A 17056-nucleotide genomic window follows, 5' to 3' on the forward strand; every position below is an offset into this window, starting at 1 on the left:
TATGTTCCTCACGTCCGTGGTATGTTCCGTCGATAAATTTCTTGCAGTTCCCTATCAGGATGTTGAGCCATTTGAATGTTACATGTGCTTGTTCGTCTTTGGGATAGAGTGATCGAAATGCGCTAGTCCAAGGTCTTTCAGCACATACCCCGTAACTTGGGTTACCATCACTTATCAGCTTGGTATCGGAATCTAAACGTCTCACAAAAAGCATCTTTGAATGATTTAGCAGTGGTATCTTTGATTACTTCCATGAAGCAATGAGTAGGAGCACCATTGCTAATCGACACTCCAATTAGGACATTGGTTTGTTTTGTTCCCTTTCCTCGTTAGCCTTCGCCATGGCTCTCACCACCTAAAAAGAACTCATCTACCTGGACGTTTCCTCCAAGTTTATATAAACCATTTCGGTCAGCCATTGCTTTTCGTAGCTTATTTAGCATCAACCAGCCAGTCGAATAAGATACTTGAACGAATTTAGCAATGGTAGTAGCCGAAAGACCACGCTTGTCGTTGGACAATAGATAGATAGCGGAGAACCACTTGGATAAAGAGATATGGCTTCGATGGAAGATGGTTCCGGAGGTAACGCTAGTTTGACGGTGACAAGATTTACATTGAAAAAGTGGAGCTCGAGATGCTGCATTTCTTCGATGGTTTGGCCTGATTAAGGTAAANTGGTCAGAGTCACACTTTGGGCATCTAAATCCCTCTTTCCACCGCAATTTGATCAAATGATCTTCACATGCTTCCTCTGAAGCGAAGCGTACCATAAAGCCTGAGATATCCACCATGCCTCCTTTATCGAACATCTGTTCTACTAAAGATTAGCTCCAATCTGGTCTCGGTGGAGGCGAAACTTACGAAACTTGATAAGTATGAAACGGAATGCCAATGTCTAACACACTATCAAATACACAGATCAAAGATGAGATTGTAAAAGCTACAGAGCACCTATTTAGAAGTGGAGTGATGTCTCACAGCGGTCACGCAAATATCTCTGCGAGAAGCGAAGATAACGAAATGCTTCTAAGCATCGAGGGACAGGTCCGCAATCTCACCGCTAGCGGAATCGCTCGCGTAACCTTAGAGGGAGTGGATGTCGACCATCTATTGGACCCAACAAATACCGAGATCGTAAGGATGCACTCTGAAATCTATAAGCTCCGACCCAAGGTTGGTGCGATCATTCATACCCACTCCCCATCCCTACTTGCATTCGCACTTGCGGCGAAGGAATTACCAATCAGATACGAAGCCCTTTTGCGATTTGGCCAAGCATCGAACGTACCAGTTGCGCCATGGGCTCCTCGTGGTTCAGATGAGTCAATCACATCAATTATAAATTGTGTCATCGAAAACGAACAAACCAATGCGGTACTTTTGGCTAACCATGGAGTTTTAGTGTTTTCAACCACGCCATGGGCAACGGCAGCTTTGCTGGTCGCCCTTGAAGAGGCAGCTCAAGGCGAACTAGCCGCGATTGCATTAGGTGGAGCAATACCGTTTCCTCAAGGTGCACTCAAAAAAGTACTTGAATCGATAGCCCGCGTCCACTAACTCCATCCAAAATCACTCCTGGAGACTAACAAGAAGAAAAACAATGGAAGAAGAAAAACTAAAAGAGATTCAAGATCGCTATATCGATCTTACGGGAGCACTCCCAAGTTCAATCGAACTTCGAATCGCACTTTGTAAAGCAACCAACCGAATCAATACCGTCCTAGCGATCGAAGACCTTCGTCAAGTGGTTATCAACGAAAATCCACTCGGCCACAAAATTAGCCAATTGGTTCAATTTGGTCAGCTCGTCGCGCTAGGAGAGCGAGATTCCGCCAAAATTCACGCGCGTGCCGCAATCAAAGCCGGAGCCTCGACGACAGAACTTCTTGGAGTGGTTGAATTAGCTTTAATAACCTCCGGCATGCCCGCCTATAGCCTAGGCGTAGAGATCATCTCGGAGGAAACCCAACCAAGGCAATAGAATATCCTACAAAAGAGGGATACGACCTCTCGGAGGTTAAATACATTGGTAGAGGCAGAGCCGAAAACTAAAATTGAATCTGGCATCGGCTTTCGTATTAGTCGACTAGCTCGCAATATGCGCTCGCAATGGGCTCAAAACTTATCCGAACTCGATATTTCACCTCCCCAAGCAGCGATTCTACGAACCGTTGTCGAGGAAGATGAAGTCGGGATCGGAATCAGGGAAATTGCAAGACGTCTTGGCGCAGATCCAATGAATGTGAAACGCACGACCGACACCCTTGAGGATCGCGGGCTAATATCAGCCGCCACTGCTTCAAAGGGCCAGAGAAAGCGGATCTTGCTCACACAATCGGGAATTGCACTAGCACGTCAAGTTGAAGAAAAGGTGCAAGCTCAAGAGGAGGAGTTCAGAAGAGTCCTGACTCTAGAGCAAAGGAAAATTCTGATCGATTCAATAATCGCACTGGAAGAACACTTCGGAATAAGCAACGAATAGAAGTATCCAATTACAAACTCAGTGTTCGATCCCACCTTAGAAATCAGCGCGGGATCGAACACCTTTTGGTTAGCGCCCCTTAGAGAGGTAGGACGAATCACTATCCACAAAACGCCACTCTAATTCTGTCCCTTTAGTGATGCCAATTCGGGGTGTGGCTTTAATAACTTTCGACGCAGCTTCTAAGACCGCAAATAACGATATTCCTTGGTCATTTCGGCAAATATCGATTCCGTCATCACTGAGTTTGACGTTCAGGTAGCGTCCGAGTCGCCCAGGTCCAACGCTAGACAAAGGCTCGCGCTCTTTGGAGGGGCCAATGACGCGAACTTTAGATCCTGCCTTGTGATATTCCAAGGGCTCACCAGCACGGACCAAGATTCCAGAGGGCGACCCAGCCATCTCAGCGACGATATTTAGACAATGATGAATGCCGTAACTGAGATAGACGTAGATGTGACCTGGCGGTCCAAACATAGTTTTATTGCGAGGTGAAATACCGCCAAAGCCATGCGAAGCAGGGTCATCTTTACCGCGATATGCCTCAACCTCGCTCACGCGAATAGCCCGACCTCGATAGAGTATCACCATCCCAATCAGGCTTTTAGCGACTTCCAATGTGTCTCTTTGAAAAAACTCTTCGTCGCAAATTTGCCTCAACGAATAGATCTCATTCATGACTATCGTGGGTCTCCATCTGCCAGCTAGAAACAAAGAAAGCCAATAAAGGCACATCAATCTCGATTTTATAGTCAATCAGAGATACTTGATTTGAACGATCTACAACCCAATCAAATCGCTGGATCTGATCTCACCGCAAAGGCCAGCCCCTGCGACAAAAATCATCGAGATCCTTATCCAAGATATCTAGCAAAGAAAGGCACAAGGGCGCCTCGACAAAGCAAATTACAAACCATTTAGATCAATCATCTGAGTTTGCTGATGTGACAAGAATTAAAATAAAGACTACCAATGTCAAGGCCTAAAAAAATCGAGGCCCTCATTTGTTAGCATTCACCATTATTTGCCGTCACACAGACGATCCCATCATTGGGCAAATCACATCTGGTCCCTGACGCTATAACTCGCGCATGTTTAGATGCGACAATTCATCCAAGCGCTTCGCATCGATAGTCAAACGCTCGGAAAAGATGGACCGCTGAAGTGCAACAGCCTCGGTACCAGATCCTCCTCGAGTGATCCTTCGCTTAACGCTTTCACCTGGCAGAAGCAGTACCGCAGCTTCATCACCAAGAGAAGGATGCGCCGAAACCAACTCCTCCAAAGGGACGTGGCGCTCAAGGGAATCCCGCACCAATCCGCCAACTATTGAGTGAGCCTTGCGAAATGGAATACCCTTTTTTACCAGAAACTCTGCTAAATCAATAGCACATAGATAAGGTGAATCGGCAGCCTTTTTCATCCGAGCAAAGTCAAACAAAGCGGTCGATAGCATCCCATTTACCGCCAACAGAGCTCGCCCAACTTGGATCAAAGAGTCAAAGAGAGGCTCTTTATCTTCTTGAAGATCACGATTATACGAGAGTGGCAGCCCCTTGAGAGTTGCGAGAAAACCACTTAGATGACCAATCAGTCGGCCAGCTTTACCTCGTGCCAACTCAGCAATGTCTGGGTTCTTCTTCTGGGGCAACATGGAGGAGCCTGTCGAATAAGAGTCATCTAGTCGCACAAATCCAAACTCTTCAGTTGACCAAAGTACTATCTCTTCACCAATCCTGGAAAGGTGTACGCCAATCAGAGAGAGGTCGAACAGTGCTTCGGCGACGAAATCTCTATCTGATACTGCATCTAGGGAGTTTTCAAACGGTCCTGCGAAGTTCAAGACCGCCGCGGTGTAGGAGGGGTCGATTGGCAAAGTAGAGCCACCAAGGGCTCCGGCACCCAACGGGCTCACATCCATTCGTCCCAGTGTGGCAATAATGCGATCGAAGTCTCTCGATAGTGCCCACCCATGGGCCAAAAGGTGGTGCCCAAAGAGAACTGGTTGCGCCTTTTGTAGATGGGTATAACCCGGAAGATAGGCATCCTTTGCGTCATCAGCTAGTTCCGCCAAGACGATTTGGAGATCTAAGATGCGCTCGGCAACTATCGTCAACTCTCGACGAGTAAAAAGGCGAAGATCGGTAGCCACTTGATCATTGCGAGAACGCCCAGTGTGCAACTTGGCACCAACGTCACCGGCAATCTCTGTAATTCGCCTCTCGATTGCGGTATGGATATCTTCATCTCGGTCTGAAAATGAAAATGAACCGCCGACGAACTCAGACTCTATTACGATCAATGCATCATATAGAGTTGCGGCCTCTGTGGCAGTTAGAATTCCAACCTTCTCTAGTCCTGCTAGATGCGCCTTTGAACCCACTATGTCATCTAGCGCAAGGGTGCGATCAAACGACAACGATTCGGTATAATCCCAAAGCAGCGCCGACGGTTCGGAGCTAAATCTCCCGTGCCATAAGGTCATACGTCTTCCACTTCTCCTTGCATGTCACAGCTCATTTGAGATATTCCATGACTAAAACCTTTGCTCCCCAATGGCGCACCATCGGGGGCACAATCCAACAAACGATTGCGGACTCAAACCTAATCGTGATTTACTTGCTTTCTAGACCAAGTTTCGACACCTAAGCCCCAAATCCTTACAAATCCTTCCGCATCACTATGTCTAAATGCATCTTCTTTTTCATAAGTAGCTAATTCGTAGTCGTAAAGCGAATACTCCGAGCGACGTCCACTGACAAAGACTCGATTCGGTTCGAGTCCTAGTCTTACCTCACCGCTTACATATTGCTGTGTATATTCCATGAAGTTGCTTAGACCTTCGCGCAATGGGGAGTACCAGAGTCCGTCGTAGAGAAGCTCAGAAAAGCGATGTGACAATTTAGCCTTTTCATGGGCTAGGTCTCTCTCAAGAGTTATGTCCTCTAGAGCATCATGTGCCATTATCAACCCAAGGGCCGCTGGGGCCTCATAGACCTCTCGACTTTTAATGCCCACGCGACGGTTTTCGACCATATCGATCCGGCCAAAGCCATAGGAGCCAAAGGTGACATTCAACTCATCGATGATATCCACCAAATCCATTGGCTTATGATCGATCGCAGTCGGCTTTCCCTTGTCAAAGGTGATGACAACTTCGCTTGGCTCACTCTTTGTACGAACGGTCATCTCATAGACATCACTTGGAGGTGGGGCCCATGGGTCCTCCATCTCTCCACATTCGATCGCTCGCCCCCAAAGGTTTTGATCGATCGAATAGGGCTTATCCTTCGTAGCAACGATGGGTATCGAATTCGCCTCTGCATAATCGATCGAATCAGCACGTGAAAATCCCCAGACTCGAACGGGAGCCACGATCTCTAGCTTTGGATTTAGCGCGCGTATTCCAACTTCGAATCTGACCTGATCGTTTCCTTTGCCAGTACAACCATGGGCTACCGCTACCGCATCGTACTTCTTTGCTGTTTCCACGAGATGGTGCGCAATCACAGGTCGCGACAACGAAGAGACGAGTGGGTATTTATTCTCATACATTCCATTTGCAAATAGAGTAGGCAGAACAAAATCATTTGCAAATTGGCTTCGAGCATCTATAACCTCGACGGCGATTGCACCAGCAGCAATTGCTCGATGGCGGATAACTTCAAAGTCACCGCCTTGGCCGACGTCCACCGCCATAGCTACTACTTCATAGTCGTGTTCCTTGGCTAACCATTTAACTGCGACAGAGGTATCGAGACCTCCAGAATAGGCAAGAACAATACGCTTTTTCATATCTAGTTACCATCTCCTTATATTTACTTATCAACTATCACCGATGTGAAAGTTAGATTACTGACTAAAAAACAATTGAACAAATGAAAGCTAGAGAGATCACCTTTTGGTTCTCGAGGTCACTCCGTTGCCTCAGGCGATCATACAACTTATTTGGGGCTGGCCCAATTGACAAATCTGACATCTCCTAGCTAAAGCCTACCTAGCTCATGCCAACCCCATAAAAAAGACCACTAACCAAAGGCCTAGAAAAGCCACCTTTTTGATAGCCCTTCCTAGCTGCAACCTTCCTAGCTGCAACCTTCCTAGCTGAAATCAAGGAGCTGAAATCAAGGAGCTGAAATAAACAAGCAAGTACAACCGGTAAGAGCTTTTATCGCCGATTTTCATCTTTGTGTGCTCCTATTCGAGTCACGGTCAACCCATCTATATGTAGCATGATCGGACCGTTTAGTGCGATCGGACCATATAGCGTGATCGCACTCGCAAAATCTACGAGCAAATATCTGGTCAAATCATCTCTCTCAGAGGCCAGCCAGTCCGCTAAGGCGTCGATGAAGCTCACTGGCGCCACCCTCGGCAGTAACCAGCAAAATAGTATCATCACCAGCAACCGTTCCCAGTAGCCCCTCCACTGTCGTTCGATCCAATGCAGATGCGACAACGTGCGCAGAACCCGGGGGCGTCTTGATGAGGACCAAGTTACCCGAGACAATCATATCCACAACCCACTCTGAAAGGACCCTGCGAAGATGGTCAGTGTCTAAGCCATTGTCACGCAACCCCGACGGAATCGCATAGACAAGTTCTCCGCCAGGAACCTTCACTTTGATCGCCCCGAGCTCTTCCAGATCTCGCGAGACCGTCGCTTGAGTGGCATCTAAACCAGAGCGAGCCAAGATTGCAACCAATTGCGCTTGCGATGAGACGTACTCATTCTCTAGGATCTTTGCAATCTGATATTGTCGTCTATTCTTAGTCACCTAAAACTCCATCTCAAAAAAGCACTCACTGCGATCGCGATAGGTCTCTTCGAAATGGTAAGTCGCTGCAAAAAAGCCATCGACGACAAAAACCCAGTTACCATTACCGTGGTCGTTCAATTTCACGACTACCTACTCAGGGTCATGCTAAGGACCCCTTTGAAGGCAGCCATCCGATTGGCTGCTTGTTTAAAGATTACCTTCGCGTAGCGCTCCATTACTTCGTTGGTGACCTCTTCACCTCTATGTGCAGGCAGACAGTGCATATAAACCGCATCGGAATCCGCTTTGGCCATCATTGCACCATCAACCTTAAAACGCGGCTCAAAGGCTGCCCTGATCTCTTGGGCCCTTGCTTCATCTCCCATCGAAACCCAGGTGTCACCATAGACCACATGGGAACCAGTCACCGCATCAATTGGGTCGTCGTAAAAGGTTATCGGACCCAGTTCGATTAGGGAACGCTTGGTTTGCCCGTCAAAGTCGTACCCATCTGGAGATGCGATTGAGATCGAGGCGCCGATTTTGAGGGCAGCCTGGGCCAAAGAAAGTGCAACATTATTTGAATCACCCACATAAGCGATGCGAAGTAGCTCACGGCTGAACTTGGAATCAAATAAATCAGTGATGGTCAATAGATCTGCTACTGCTTGGCATGGATGAGCCTTATCAGATAGAAGATTTATTACGGGAACCGAAGAACCCAGATCAGAGATCGATCGAGCCATCCGTTGGAGCACCCGATGATCAAAGACGCGTGCCGCTATAACACTATGATATCCAATCAATGTCCTAGCGATATCTTCGGCCGACTCACGAACATCTATCCCTACCTCGGCGGCTTGGATGTAGACCGGATGGCCCCCTAGGGCAACGGTGGCCATCTCGGCGGAGTTTCGAGTACGTAGAGATGGCTTTTCAAAGATCAAAGCTACTCCTTTGCCTCGCAGGAGATTTGCATCTTCCTTCTTCGCCATCTCTAAGATCTCTTTTATTTGGTCTCCATCAAAAGAGTCAAAGTCTAAAAAATTCACTTTTCATCGCCTTTATAAAAAATCCACAAAACTCATCTAAATCCACTACGCCGACCCAATGCAAAAGCTTCAAAGACGGCCCAAATACAACCAAATCATCCACAGACTCACTAACGCCACAGCTAAAGCCCTAAGCACTAAAACCCAGAGCACTAAAACCCAAAGCATCAAAGTCTCCAACCACGCCATCTGGAGCCTTGAAAGATAAGCGTCTTAGCGCCAGTAATTCACAGCAGCCATTAAGAGCGATGAGGGCCCTTTGATACCTTAGAGAAAGTCGATCGCGCTAGCAATTATCCCTAGTGCAATATCTATCTCTTGAGCTGTGACCAAAAGAGAAGGAGCAAGTCGAATGATGCTATCTCCAATTGGATTCACAATCAACCCAAGTTCCAAGCACCTCTTGGCCATCTTGGAGGCGTTTTGATCTCTAAGGCCAAACCCAATCAAAAGACCTTCACCTCGTACTAAAGAGATTCCTTCGATACGACTCAAACCCTTCTTTAGGTAGCTTCCCATCTCAATTGCACGCCTCACAACATCTTCTTCGATCATGGTGGTAATAGTCGCTAGGGCGCCAGCCATTGCTAATGGCGACCCACCAAATGTTGTCCCATGATCTCCAGGGGCGAAAGACTCCCAAATACCGTTCCTCGCCCAAAGGGCACCTACTGCAACGCCCGAGGCCATCGCCTTTGCCATAGTTACCATGTCAGGGGAAATTCCGCCTCGATGGTGATCAAACCAGTTTCCGCAACGCCCAAAGCCGCTTTGAACCTCATCGATAATCAATAGAACTCCATATTGAATAGTAAGTTCACGACAGAGCGCCAAATAGTCACGATGGAGTGGGATCACCCCTGCTTCGCCTTGAATCGTCTCGATAATCAGCGCCGCCACGGTAGGCCTGGAAAGAGCCTCCCTGAGTTGTTCGACGTCACCGGGTTCGATATGGGAAAAACCAGGGACTAGGGGCATAAAGGGAATCTGTTTGGAGACTTGACCCGTTGCGCTAAGTGCCCCATATGTCCGACCATGAAAGCTACCATTTAGGGCCACAATATCAGTTCTTTGTGGGCCACCATATCGCCGAGCCAACTTTAGTGCTGCCTCGTTGGCCTCAGCCCCTGAATTAGAAAAGATTACACGACCACCTTGGGCGTCATCTCCGGTAATTAGACGATCGATAAGATAGGCAACCTTAGGACCGTTTTCATTTGCGAAGAAGTTCGAGGTGTGAATCAACTTGTGTGCTTGCGTTGCAATTGCATCGCTAACGCTCCTAGGACAGTGACCTAGCGAACAGACTGCAATTCCACCTAGAAAGTCCAGAACTGCGCTCTCGTCACTACGATAGAGCCAAGAACCCTCACCTCGAACAAAGGCATCGCGCGGTTCGCCGTAGTTTGCCATCAAATAGCTCTTAGTCCCCTCCATCGCATCGATGGTCTGAGAAAAGGCCAAAAGCTCTTCATAATCACTCAATTAAATCTCTTTTCTGTCCATGTCTAACCAATCGCTAATTTGGTCTCGACAATCTCTAAATGACGGCTTCACCTGCGACTTTCCCGCAGGATTATTTCACCACCATTGTTCCAATTCCATAGTCGGTGAAGATCTCAAGCAGCAGTGAATGTTCAAGGCGACCATCTAAGATATGGGCTGATCCAACTCCTACCTCAAGCGCCCCTAAACAGCTCTTTAGCTTTGGGATCATTCCATCGGCAATCGATGGACTTCCCAGAAGCTTGGCCAACTCAACTGAGTCGGTACGCCTGATCAGCGAAGATAGATCGGGGTAGTTGGAATATATCCCCTCAACGTTGGTCAGATAGATCAGCTTTTCTGCTCTAAGAGCTCCAGCAATGGCACCAGCTACAGTATCTGCATTGATGTTGTAGGCTTGGCCACTGTCATCTAGCGCAACTGTTGCTACCACCGGTATCAGCCCCTCATTCAGGAGCTTCAATAGGAGCTGTGGATCGACACTTTCAACTTGTCCCACAAAACCCAAGTCACCTCCAGCCGCGCTCACATTGATCAGACCGGCATCTCCACCGCTTAGGCCCACCGCAACCGGGGCCAGTTGATTGATTGCACCCACGATCTCTGGATTGATCTTTCCCAAAAGCACCATTCTGGCAACTTCGAGGGTCGCTGAATCTGTAACCCGAAGTCCCCCTACGAATTGGCTCGCAATTCCCAATCGACCTAACATCTCACCGATCTGTGGTCCTCCGCCATGGACGACAACAACTCTGATGCCAACTGACGATAGGGTGACGACGTCCTTGGCGAAGGAGACCAGGGCATCCTTTTCATCTGAGTCTGAGATCGCATTTCCGCCGTATTTGATTACAAAAGTAGCACCATGAAACCTTCTTATATAGGTCAGAGCCTCAATCAAAACACCAGATTTTAAAAGTGCATCATTAAATTCAACCAAGAGAACTCATTTCAAAACCACCCAACAATAAAAGAACTAGTAGGAAAGACGCTTCCTTCACCACCGAGACCAACTACCTCAAATAATCATCTTTGAACCAAAGTCGACCTGGCCATCCGCCTTGTTTTATGTACCAAGCATCGCAACTAACTAAATAAAAGAGCACTGGCCAAATTGCATCTAGTCAAGCCAGTCAAAATTGAAGTTAGGCGTTCACGTCCACCGGTGGGCGTTAGGAGGTCCTCATGTTTTCAGCTATGTATGCTGGCGATAGGTCAGCTGTGATGATTGAAGCTGACTCGATGCCACATGAGAGGTCCACTTCAAGATGAATCTCGCGCAAGGCCATCACCGCTGCCGTAGTAGAAGGATCAACCAGAATCTCTTCACCGTCGCTATAGAGCATTATCCCGCCGTATCTTATTGTGACTCGATCGATATCAAGGTCCACGCCAGCAGTGCCAACCTCGCTAATAATACGTCCCCAATAAGGATCCTCGCCAAAAAACGAACACTTGACCAAAGACGATTCCGCTATCTTGCGAGCAACAGCTAAGGCATCGTCGACGCTAGCTGCCTTAGTTACAGCCACCTCAATAAGTTTGGTTGCACCTTCGGCATCAAAGACGATTTGGCGAGCTAGGTCATAGCAGATCGAATATAACCCTTGGTAAAGCTCTCCTGCGCTTAGTGATCTTCCGCTTTTTCCTGAGGCCATTACAAAGACGGAATCATTCGTAGAGGTACAACCATCTATGGTGATTCGGTTGAAAGTAGCATCAACAGCCCGAAAGAGACCTTCGGCAAGGTCATCGCGATTTACTTGCGCATCAGTCGTAACCATGGCAAGCATCGTCGCCATATTAGGGGCGATCATCGCCGCACCTTTAGCGATCCCTCCGAATTTAACTCCATTTATCTCATAAGTCGAGGTCTTAGCGAAGGTGTCTGTGGTCATCATTGCCTCAGCCGCTAGGGTTCCGTCTTGAAGGGTAGCACCAAGGCTGTCTACCGCTCCTTCGAGACCGCCAATTAGCTTTTCCACCGGCATTTGAATTCCGATCAATCCGGTAGAAGCCACCATCAAAGAAGTCGGATCAACCCCCAAGAGTTCACCCAGGCGCTCGAGCGACCGCTTAGCCGCTTCATCTCCCCGCTTGCCGGTTGCAGCATTGGCATTTCCGCTGGTTAGCAAGACGCCAACCATCTCGCCTTTGCTCAGAGCTAAATTTGCCTTCGACAATTTGACCGGTGCCGCAGCAGATAAGTTTGTCGTGAAGGTGCCAGCGGAAACATATGGACGGCAGTCTTCGCTTACGACAAGAGCCATGTCAGCCTTATTGGACTCTTTTATGCCAGCAGAGACCCCTGATGCCCTAAAGCCACCTGGAAATGTAACACTCATGGATAAAAACTCACTTTCGATAAACCGGCATCCTCGGCTAGACCAAAGGCGATATTTGCCGCCTGTATAGCCTGACCAGCGGCGCCCTTAACCATATTGTCGATCGCAGCTAGAACTATGACCTTATTTGTCTGAGCGTCGTAACTGACCGAGACTAAGGCATTGTTAGTACCTAATGTGGATTTAGTTCGTGGGGAGACTCCTGGTGCCAATACCTCGACAAATTGATCTCCACTATAGAAGTCACTAAGGAGACCATTGAGATATCGACTTAGAAGAGATGACTTAGCAGTAATGTCGCTGACGTGGGAAAGGCCAAGCTCGCCCGCAACTTCGCCCGATAAATCGCCAAAACAAGTCGCCAATATTCCCCTTGTCATTGGGACCAGATGGGGTATGAACAAAACACTAGATCCTAAGTTTTGCTCAATCTCAGGGCGATGGCGATGGCCAAAAAGACCATAGGCCATCACATTTGAGTCAATCTCACTAAATAGATTCGCAACCGATGAGCCTCGCCCCGCCCCCGAGACGCCACTCACCGCTGAGATCACGACGTTGTTCGAATCGATGATCGACTGATCCAAAAATGGAAAGAGGGCTAAAGTCGAGGCAGTTACATAACATCCCGGCGCCGCTATCAACTTAGCCCCTATCAGCTGGGATCTATTTAATTCACAAAGGCCATAGACAGCTTCTTCAAGTAGCTTAGGCTCCGGGTGGACATAGCCATAGTAACTCTCATAAAGCGAGGGATCTTTGAGGCGAAAGTCAGCTGATAGGTCGATGACGCAGGAGACCTTATCGATAATTCGAGGCACGATCTTGGTTGCAGTATTATTTGGTAGTGCCAAAAAGGCGAGGTCGACTTGGTTGTGTTCGATAAAGTCACACAAACCATCGGTATCGAAGAGCACCATCTCACCAAAGCTTGAGGTCTCAAGGTGAGGATAGATCTCGCCTAGGGTAGCACCGGCATTTGCGCCACCCGATAGACCAACCACTTCAAAGCTGGGGTGCACCCCCAAGGATCTAATGAGTTCTGCACCACCATATCCTGATGCTCCAAAAATAACTGCTTTCACAAGAGTTAAATATACATCGCTATGAATTATTCACTGCGATGTATCATAACTAATCTCGCAATTTACCAAGTCCTGCACGCTCTACCTGGTCAATAAGGCCATTTCGCACAGCTCTGATCTCAGCATCGGTCAAAGTATGGTCAAAAGAAGCAACATTTATGCGATAGGTAAGAGATCGCGCATAGTCACGAAGAGCAGGGCCTTCATAAGCGTCAATCAGCTCGATGGTACTCGCGTAGCTCTTTAGCCCCTTTTGAATCTCTTTAGCCAGCATGTCTGCCAAGACCGCTCGCTCCACTCCAAAGGAGAGGTCAAACTCGGCCGAAGGAAATTGTGAAGGAGCTGGAACTACTTGGGTTGCAACCTCACCAAAGATCGTCTTATCTAAGTCCATCTCCATGTAGACAACCGGACTAGGCAAAGCCTCGCCAAGGATATCTTCAACCACAAAGGGGTTTATCTCGCCACAGACCCCAACCATCTCACCATCTCGCAAGATCGCTAGGGTATTGTTTGGGTGCATCCCGAAGTAACCAGCCTCCAACTGGCGAGCCACCTCTATCTCGCTGAGACGAACAACGCTCAGATTTTCTTCCACTCCGAAATGACTGATCAAATCAAGGTATAGATCATATCCCCAAATGCCCAAACCACTCTGTCGATAAAAGAGCCACGCTCCATGTTCACTTTCATCGGGCAGAGCTTGGTCATATTTGGGGTAAGAAAAGACCTTGCCTACTTCAAAGAGAGCTACAGTCTCCTCGCGACGTCGAACATTGGCTATTAGACCACGGAGCAAGCCTGCAAGCATAGAGCGTCTAAGAATTGACTCTTCTGCGACCATCGGGTTGGAGACAGAGAGTTCACGGCCGTAGTCGCCCAGGCGGCGCTGTTCGTCCGGGCCAAGAAGGGTTGAACTCCATGCTTCATAAAATCCCTTTGCCACGCAAAATCCAACCAGCTCCCGCCTCTTTCTTTGCACCAGACTGAGTCGCCCAACATTTGGGACCAACAACTGGTGGCGTTGAATATTTGAATATCCAAAGTGGCGAGCAAACTCCTCAATCACATCTGCTTCAATGCGGATATCTGGTCGATTCGACGGCGGGGTTACCATAAGGGTCGCCTCGTTAGCCTCATCGATCTCAAAGCCCATTATCCCGAGCTTCTTGGCAACGACCGAGATCGGAATATCACTTCCAAGGAGAGCCACGATCCTCGATGGTCGCACCTCAATAACAGGAGCCACAAACTCGCCCCTAGCAATTGCAATTGAGGTAGGACTAGTACCTAATAGGAAGGAGAATCTCCCAAGTGCCAATTGACCAATCAGTGGATCCACGCCTCTTTCAAAGCGCGCCGAAGCCTCACTTCTAAGACCCAGGCGCTTGGATGTCTTAGCAATCAAGTCGCTCCTAAAGTGAGCAATCTCTAAGATCACCTCATTTGTAGTGCTGGCAATCTCACTTGAGTGACCACCCATGATTCCAGCGATTCCAACGACGCTGTCATTTGAGTCGGCAATCACTAGGTCAAGCGGCTCCTCTGAGCCTCGTCTTGGTTCAGCTAAAGTCCGCACCACTCCGTCAAGGGTCACAATCTCTTCTTTTGGCTTGGCTGAACGAACCACTAAAGACGACGATGGCAAAAGAGTCAAATCATATGGGTGCGTGGGTTGTCCAACTTCCAACATCACATAGTTGGAGACGTCGACTACGGGCGAGATCGAACGCATCCCAGCAAGCTCAAGGCGACGAGCTACATATGGTGGTGCCTCCAAAAGTGAAGTCCCCTCGAAGTTCGCAATAATCAACGAGGTAGCACCTTCTCCAAGTACCCCATCATCAAGGGGTTTGACCTCAACCGAGCTAAGGTCGGCCACCTCAGGCCCACTAAAGTCAAGGTCAAAATAACAAGCTAGCTCTCGGGCTACCCCAATGTGAGAATTAGCGTCTGGCCTATTGGCTTCGATCGCCAAATCAAAGACCACCTCTGGGGTGATTCCCAAGGCTTGAGTGACTTCTAATCCAGGTGCCAATGAAGGATCTAAGATCATCAACCCATCTAGATCGAGACCAAGGCCAAGCTCCTTGGCCGAGCAAAGCATCCCGTTAGAGGCTACGCCCTTCATCTTACGTGGCGAAATTGCAAAGTCACCAGGAAGCACAACGCCCGGACGAGCTAGAGGAACTTGATCACCAACGCCAAAGTTAAAAGCTCCACAGACGATCTGTTCGGTTTCGCTTCGACCGGCGTCCACTACAATTCGCCGGATCCTATCAGCACCCTCTATCGAATGAACCTCAAGAACTCTGGCAACGACAACGCCATCTAAATTAAATCCGCTACGCTCTACGCCCTCTACCACCAGGCCAAGGGAGTTCATCGCCTCCACCATGATCGAAACGACGTCACCTTGCTCGCTAGAATTCGAAAGCGAGTTGAAGTCTGCGAATTCATTCAACCACGAAAGTACTACACGCATCTAAGTTGATCTTTCACTAATTATTGAAGAGATATGGCCAACGTCGATTCGAATGAGAAATTCTAAATCTCAGTTGGCATCAAAAGGGCTAGAAAAATATGGAATGGGGTAAATTTACGCCCTTTTAGGGGCAGTGGCTTATAAAAATTTCGCGATAGCGTCCTTTATGGCGGCCATGCAAACGCCAATCAAGCACGCGAGAGGTAGCGAAGGTCATTCTCAGTAAGGATTCTCATATCTGGAATCTCATATCGCATCTGGGTTAAGCGATCAATCCCAAAGCCAAAGGCAAAACCTGAATAGACCTCCGAATCGATCCCTACTGCTGAAAACACATTCGGATGAACCATTCCACAGCCCCCGAGCTCAATCCAGCCAGTTGACGAGCATGTGCGACAGCCACTTCCGCGACAGATCGTACAAGTAACCTCAAATTCAGCAGATGGTTCTGTAAAGGGAAAGTAAGCCGGACGAAGGCGAGATTTTATGTCAGGTCCAAAATACGATTGTGTAAAGGCTTCAATCGTCCCAGCGAGATGGCCAAAGTTTATACCCCTGTCAACAACCAGTCCCTCGATCTGGTGGAAACCAACAGTATGTCGCGCATCAGCGGTGTCACGTCGAAAGACCCTGCCTGGCATAATCGCATAGATCGGAAGTGATTGGTTCTGCATCACCCGTATCTGAACTGGCGAAGTGTGGGTTCGTAGCAGTACCGAATTATCTGCTCCATAATTTAGGTAAAAGCTATCTTGACCATCACGAGCTGGATGGAACTTAGGTATATTGAGTGCCTCAAAGTTATACCACTCTGATTCAACCTCTGGTCCTTCTTCAACGCTAAAGCCCATGCCAATAAAGGTATCTTCAAGCTGCATCCGAGTACGAGTCACCAAGTGACTACGGGCTGAGGAGATACGGTCTCGTCCTGGCCGCGCCGTTGGGTCACTAAAAGATGACGCTAAGACCATTGAGCGCTCTCGATTGACGAGATCGGGTCGCGCCTCTGCCACGACACGGTCGATTCGATCTCGAAGTTCGTTTATTATCTCGCCAGCCTTTGGCCGAAGAGAGGCCTCAAGACCCCCGAGTTGTCGGTATATGCCCGCAACCTTACCCTTTTTACCGGTAAAGTCCGAGGCGAGAAGGTCTAGGTCACCGACAGATTCAACCTTAATAAAACGTGAATCAAATTCTGTGGAAAGCTGCTTTACCAAATCTTGAAGTTGATCAATATCCATATAATCCTAATTCCACGACGCCTAAAACTCTAGAAAGATAGCCTAACCGGGCACGGATCCAAAATTTGACATTCAAATCGGTAGATACAACATTGCT

The 17056-nt window shown here is 48.2% G+C and carries 14 protein-coding genes and 1 pseudogene; 3 read left to right on the forward strand and 12 right to left on the reverse strand.

Translation table 11 applies throughout. From position 1 onward, the window contains the following. Positions 1 to 791: pseudogene (locus tag AXFE_RS19410) on the reverse strand (IS1595-like element ISAxf1 family transposase); the annotation flags it as partial. Positions 792 to 894: 103 nt separating this feature from the next. On the opposite strand from AXFE_RS19410, the gene AXFE_RS12220 reads away from it, so the two are divergent. The 3 genes from AXFE_RS12220 to AXFE_RS12230 are packed head-to-tail and all read left to right on the forward strand — an operon-like array spanning position 895 to position 2485. Then, positions 895 to 1560 carry a class II aldolase/adducin family protein gene (locus tag AXFE_RS12220; protein ID WP_052606281.1) on the forward strand — a complete coding sequence of 222 codons (666 nt, stop codon included), beginning with the start codon at positions 895 to 897 and terminating at the stop codon, positions 1558 to 1560. Positions 1561 to 1603: 43 nt separating this feature from the next. Continuing rightward, positions 1604 to 1984, forward strand: a complete 381-nt coding sequence (locus tag AXFE_RS12225; protein WP_052606245.1) for a carboxymuconolactone decarboxylase family protein — start codon at positions 1604 to 1606, stop codon at positions 1982 to 1984. Between the two features lie 45 nt (positions 1985 to 2029). Next, positions 2030 to 2485, forward strand: a complete 456-nt coding sequence (locus AXFE_RS12230; RefSeq protein WP_052606246.1) for a MarR family winged helix-turn-helix transcriptional regulator — start codon at positions 2030 to 2032, stop codon at positions 2483 to 2485. A 69-nt stretch (positions 2486 to 2554) separates the two neighbouring features. Here the strand turns inward: AXFE_RS12230 and AXFE_RS12235 are convergent, their stop codons facing one another. The 11 genes from AXFE_RS12235 to pheS all read right to left on the reverse strand — a co-directional run bounded on the left by AXFE_RS12235 (position 2555) and on the right by pheS (position 16959). Further along, the gene (locus tag AXFE_RS12235; RefSeq protein ID WP_052606247.1) at positions 2555 to 3163 is read right to left on the reverse strand and encodes a DNA-3-methyladenine glycosylase; all 609 of its coding nucleotides are present in this window, start codon (positions 3161 to 3163) and stop codon (positions 2555 to 2557) included. A 400-nt stretch (positions 3164 to 3563) separates the two neighbouring features. Next, positions 3564 to 4970, reverse strand: a complete 1407-nt coding sequence (argH, locus tag AXFE_RS12240) for an argininosuccinate lyase (protein WP_052606248.1) — start codon at positions 4968 to 4970, stop codon at positions 3564 to 3566. Between the two features lie 119 nt (positions 4971 to 5089). Further along, on the reverse strand, positions 5090 to 6280 hold the full coding sequence (locus AXFE_RS12245) for an argininosuccinate synthase (RefSeq protein ID WP_052606249.1): 1191 nt from the start codon (positions 6278 to 6280) through the stop codon (positions 5090 to 5092). 524 nt (positions 6281 to 6804) lie between these two features. Then, positions 6805 to 7263: an arginine repressor gene (argR, locus tag AXFE_RS12250; protein WP_052606250.1), complete on the reverse strand. Its 459-nt coding sequence runs from the start codon at positions 7261 to 7263 to the stop codon at positions 6805 to 6807. Positions 7264 to 7391: 128 nt separating this feature from the next. Next, complete coding sequence (locus AXFE_RS12255) at positions 7392 to 8297, reverse strand: ornithine carbamoyltransferase (protein WP_052606251.1); 906 nt, start codon at positions 8295 to 8297, stop codon at positions 7392 to 7394. Positions 8298 to 8564: 267 nt separating this feature from the next. Further along, a complete protein-coding gene (locus tag AXFE_RS12260; RefSeq protein WP_052606252.1) occupies positions 8565 to 9782 on the reverse strand; it encodes an aspartate aminotransferase family protein in 1218 nt (405 codons plus the stop codon). Positions 9783 to 9873: 91 nt separating this feature from the next. Then, positions 9874 to 10743, reverse strand: a complete 870-nt coding sequence (argB, locus tag AXFE_RS12265) for an acetylglutamate kinase (RefSeq protein ID WP_052606253.1) — start codon at positions 10741 to 10743, stop codon at positions 9874 to 9876. 232 nt (positions 10744 to 10975) lie between these two features. After that, positions 10976 to 12148: a bifunctional glutamate N-acetyltransferase/amino-acid acetyltransferase ArgJ gene (argJ, locus tag AXFE_RS12270; RefSeq protein ID WP_052606254.1), complete on the reverse strand. Its 1173-nt coding sequence runs from the start codon at positions 12146 to 12148 to the stop codon at positions 10976 to 10978. Continuing rightward, complete coding sequence (gene argC, locus AXFE_RS12275; RefSeq protein ID WP_052606255.1) at positions 12145 to 13233, reverse strand: N-acetyl-gamma-glutamyl-phosphate reductase; 1089 nt, start codon at positions 13231 to 13233, stop codon at positions 12145 to 12147. The genes argJ and argC overlap by 4 nt, the downstream gene beginning before the upstream one ends. A 49-nt stretch (positions 13234 to 13282) precedes the next feature. Then, on the reverse strand, positions 13283 to 15718 hold the full coding sequence (gene pheT / locus AXFE_RS12280; RefSeq protein ID WP_052606256.1) for a phenylalanine--tRNA ligase subunit beta: 2436 nt from the start codon (positions 15716 to 15718) through the stop codon (positions 13283 to 13285). A gap of 188 nt (positions 15719 to 15906) precedes the next feature. Continuing rightward, positions 15907 to 16959: a phenylalanine--tRNA ligase subunit alpha gene (gene pheS, locus AXFE_RS12285; RefSeq protein WP_082058720.1), complete on the reverse strand. Its 1053-nt coding sequence runs from the start codon at positions 16957 to 16959 to the stop codon at positions 15907 to 15909. Positions 16960 to 17056: the final 97 nt, after the last annotated feature.

Source organism: Acidithrix ferrooxidans, from assembly GCF_000949295.1.
GTDB classification, from domain to species: Bacteria; Actinomycetota; Acidimicrobiia; order Acidimicrobiales; family Acidimicrobiaceae; genus Acidithrix; species Acidithrix ferrooxidans.

Excerpts from the sequence above, each read along its gene's own strand:
- AXFE_RS12235 (WP_052606247.1), bottom strand. The coding sequence starts at position 3,163 with ATGAATGAGATCTATTCGTTGAGGCAAATTTGCGACGAAGAGTTTTTT.
- argJ (WP_052606254.1), bottom strand. The coding sequence starts at position 12,148 with ATGAGTGTTACATTTCCAGGTGGCTTTAGGGCATCAGGGGTCTCTGCT.
- pheS (WP_082058720.1), bottom strand. The coding sequence starts at position 16,959 with ATGGATATTGATCAACTTCAAGATTTGGTAAAGCAGCTTTCCACAGAA.
- pheT (WP_052606256.1), bottom strand. The coding sequence starts at position 15,718 with ATGCGTGTAGTACTTTCGTGGTTGAATGAATTCGCAGACTTCAACTCG.
- AXFE_RS12225 (WP_052606245.1), top strand. The coding sequence starts at position 1,604 with ATGGAAGAAGAAAAACTAAAAGAGATTCAAGATCGCTATATCGATCTT.
- AXFE_RS12220 (WP_052606281.1), top strand. The coding sequence starts at position 895 with ATGTCTAACACACTATCAAATACACAGATCAAAGATGAGATTGTAAAA.
- AXFE_RS12245 (WP_052606249.1), bottom strand. The coding sequence starts at position 6,280 with ATGAAAAAGCGTATTGTTCTTGCCTATTCTGGAGGTCTCGATACCTCT.
- argH (WP_052606248.1), bottom strand. The coding sequence starts at position 4,970 with ATGACCTTATGGCACGGGAGATTTAGCTCCGAACCGTCGGCGCTGCTT.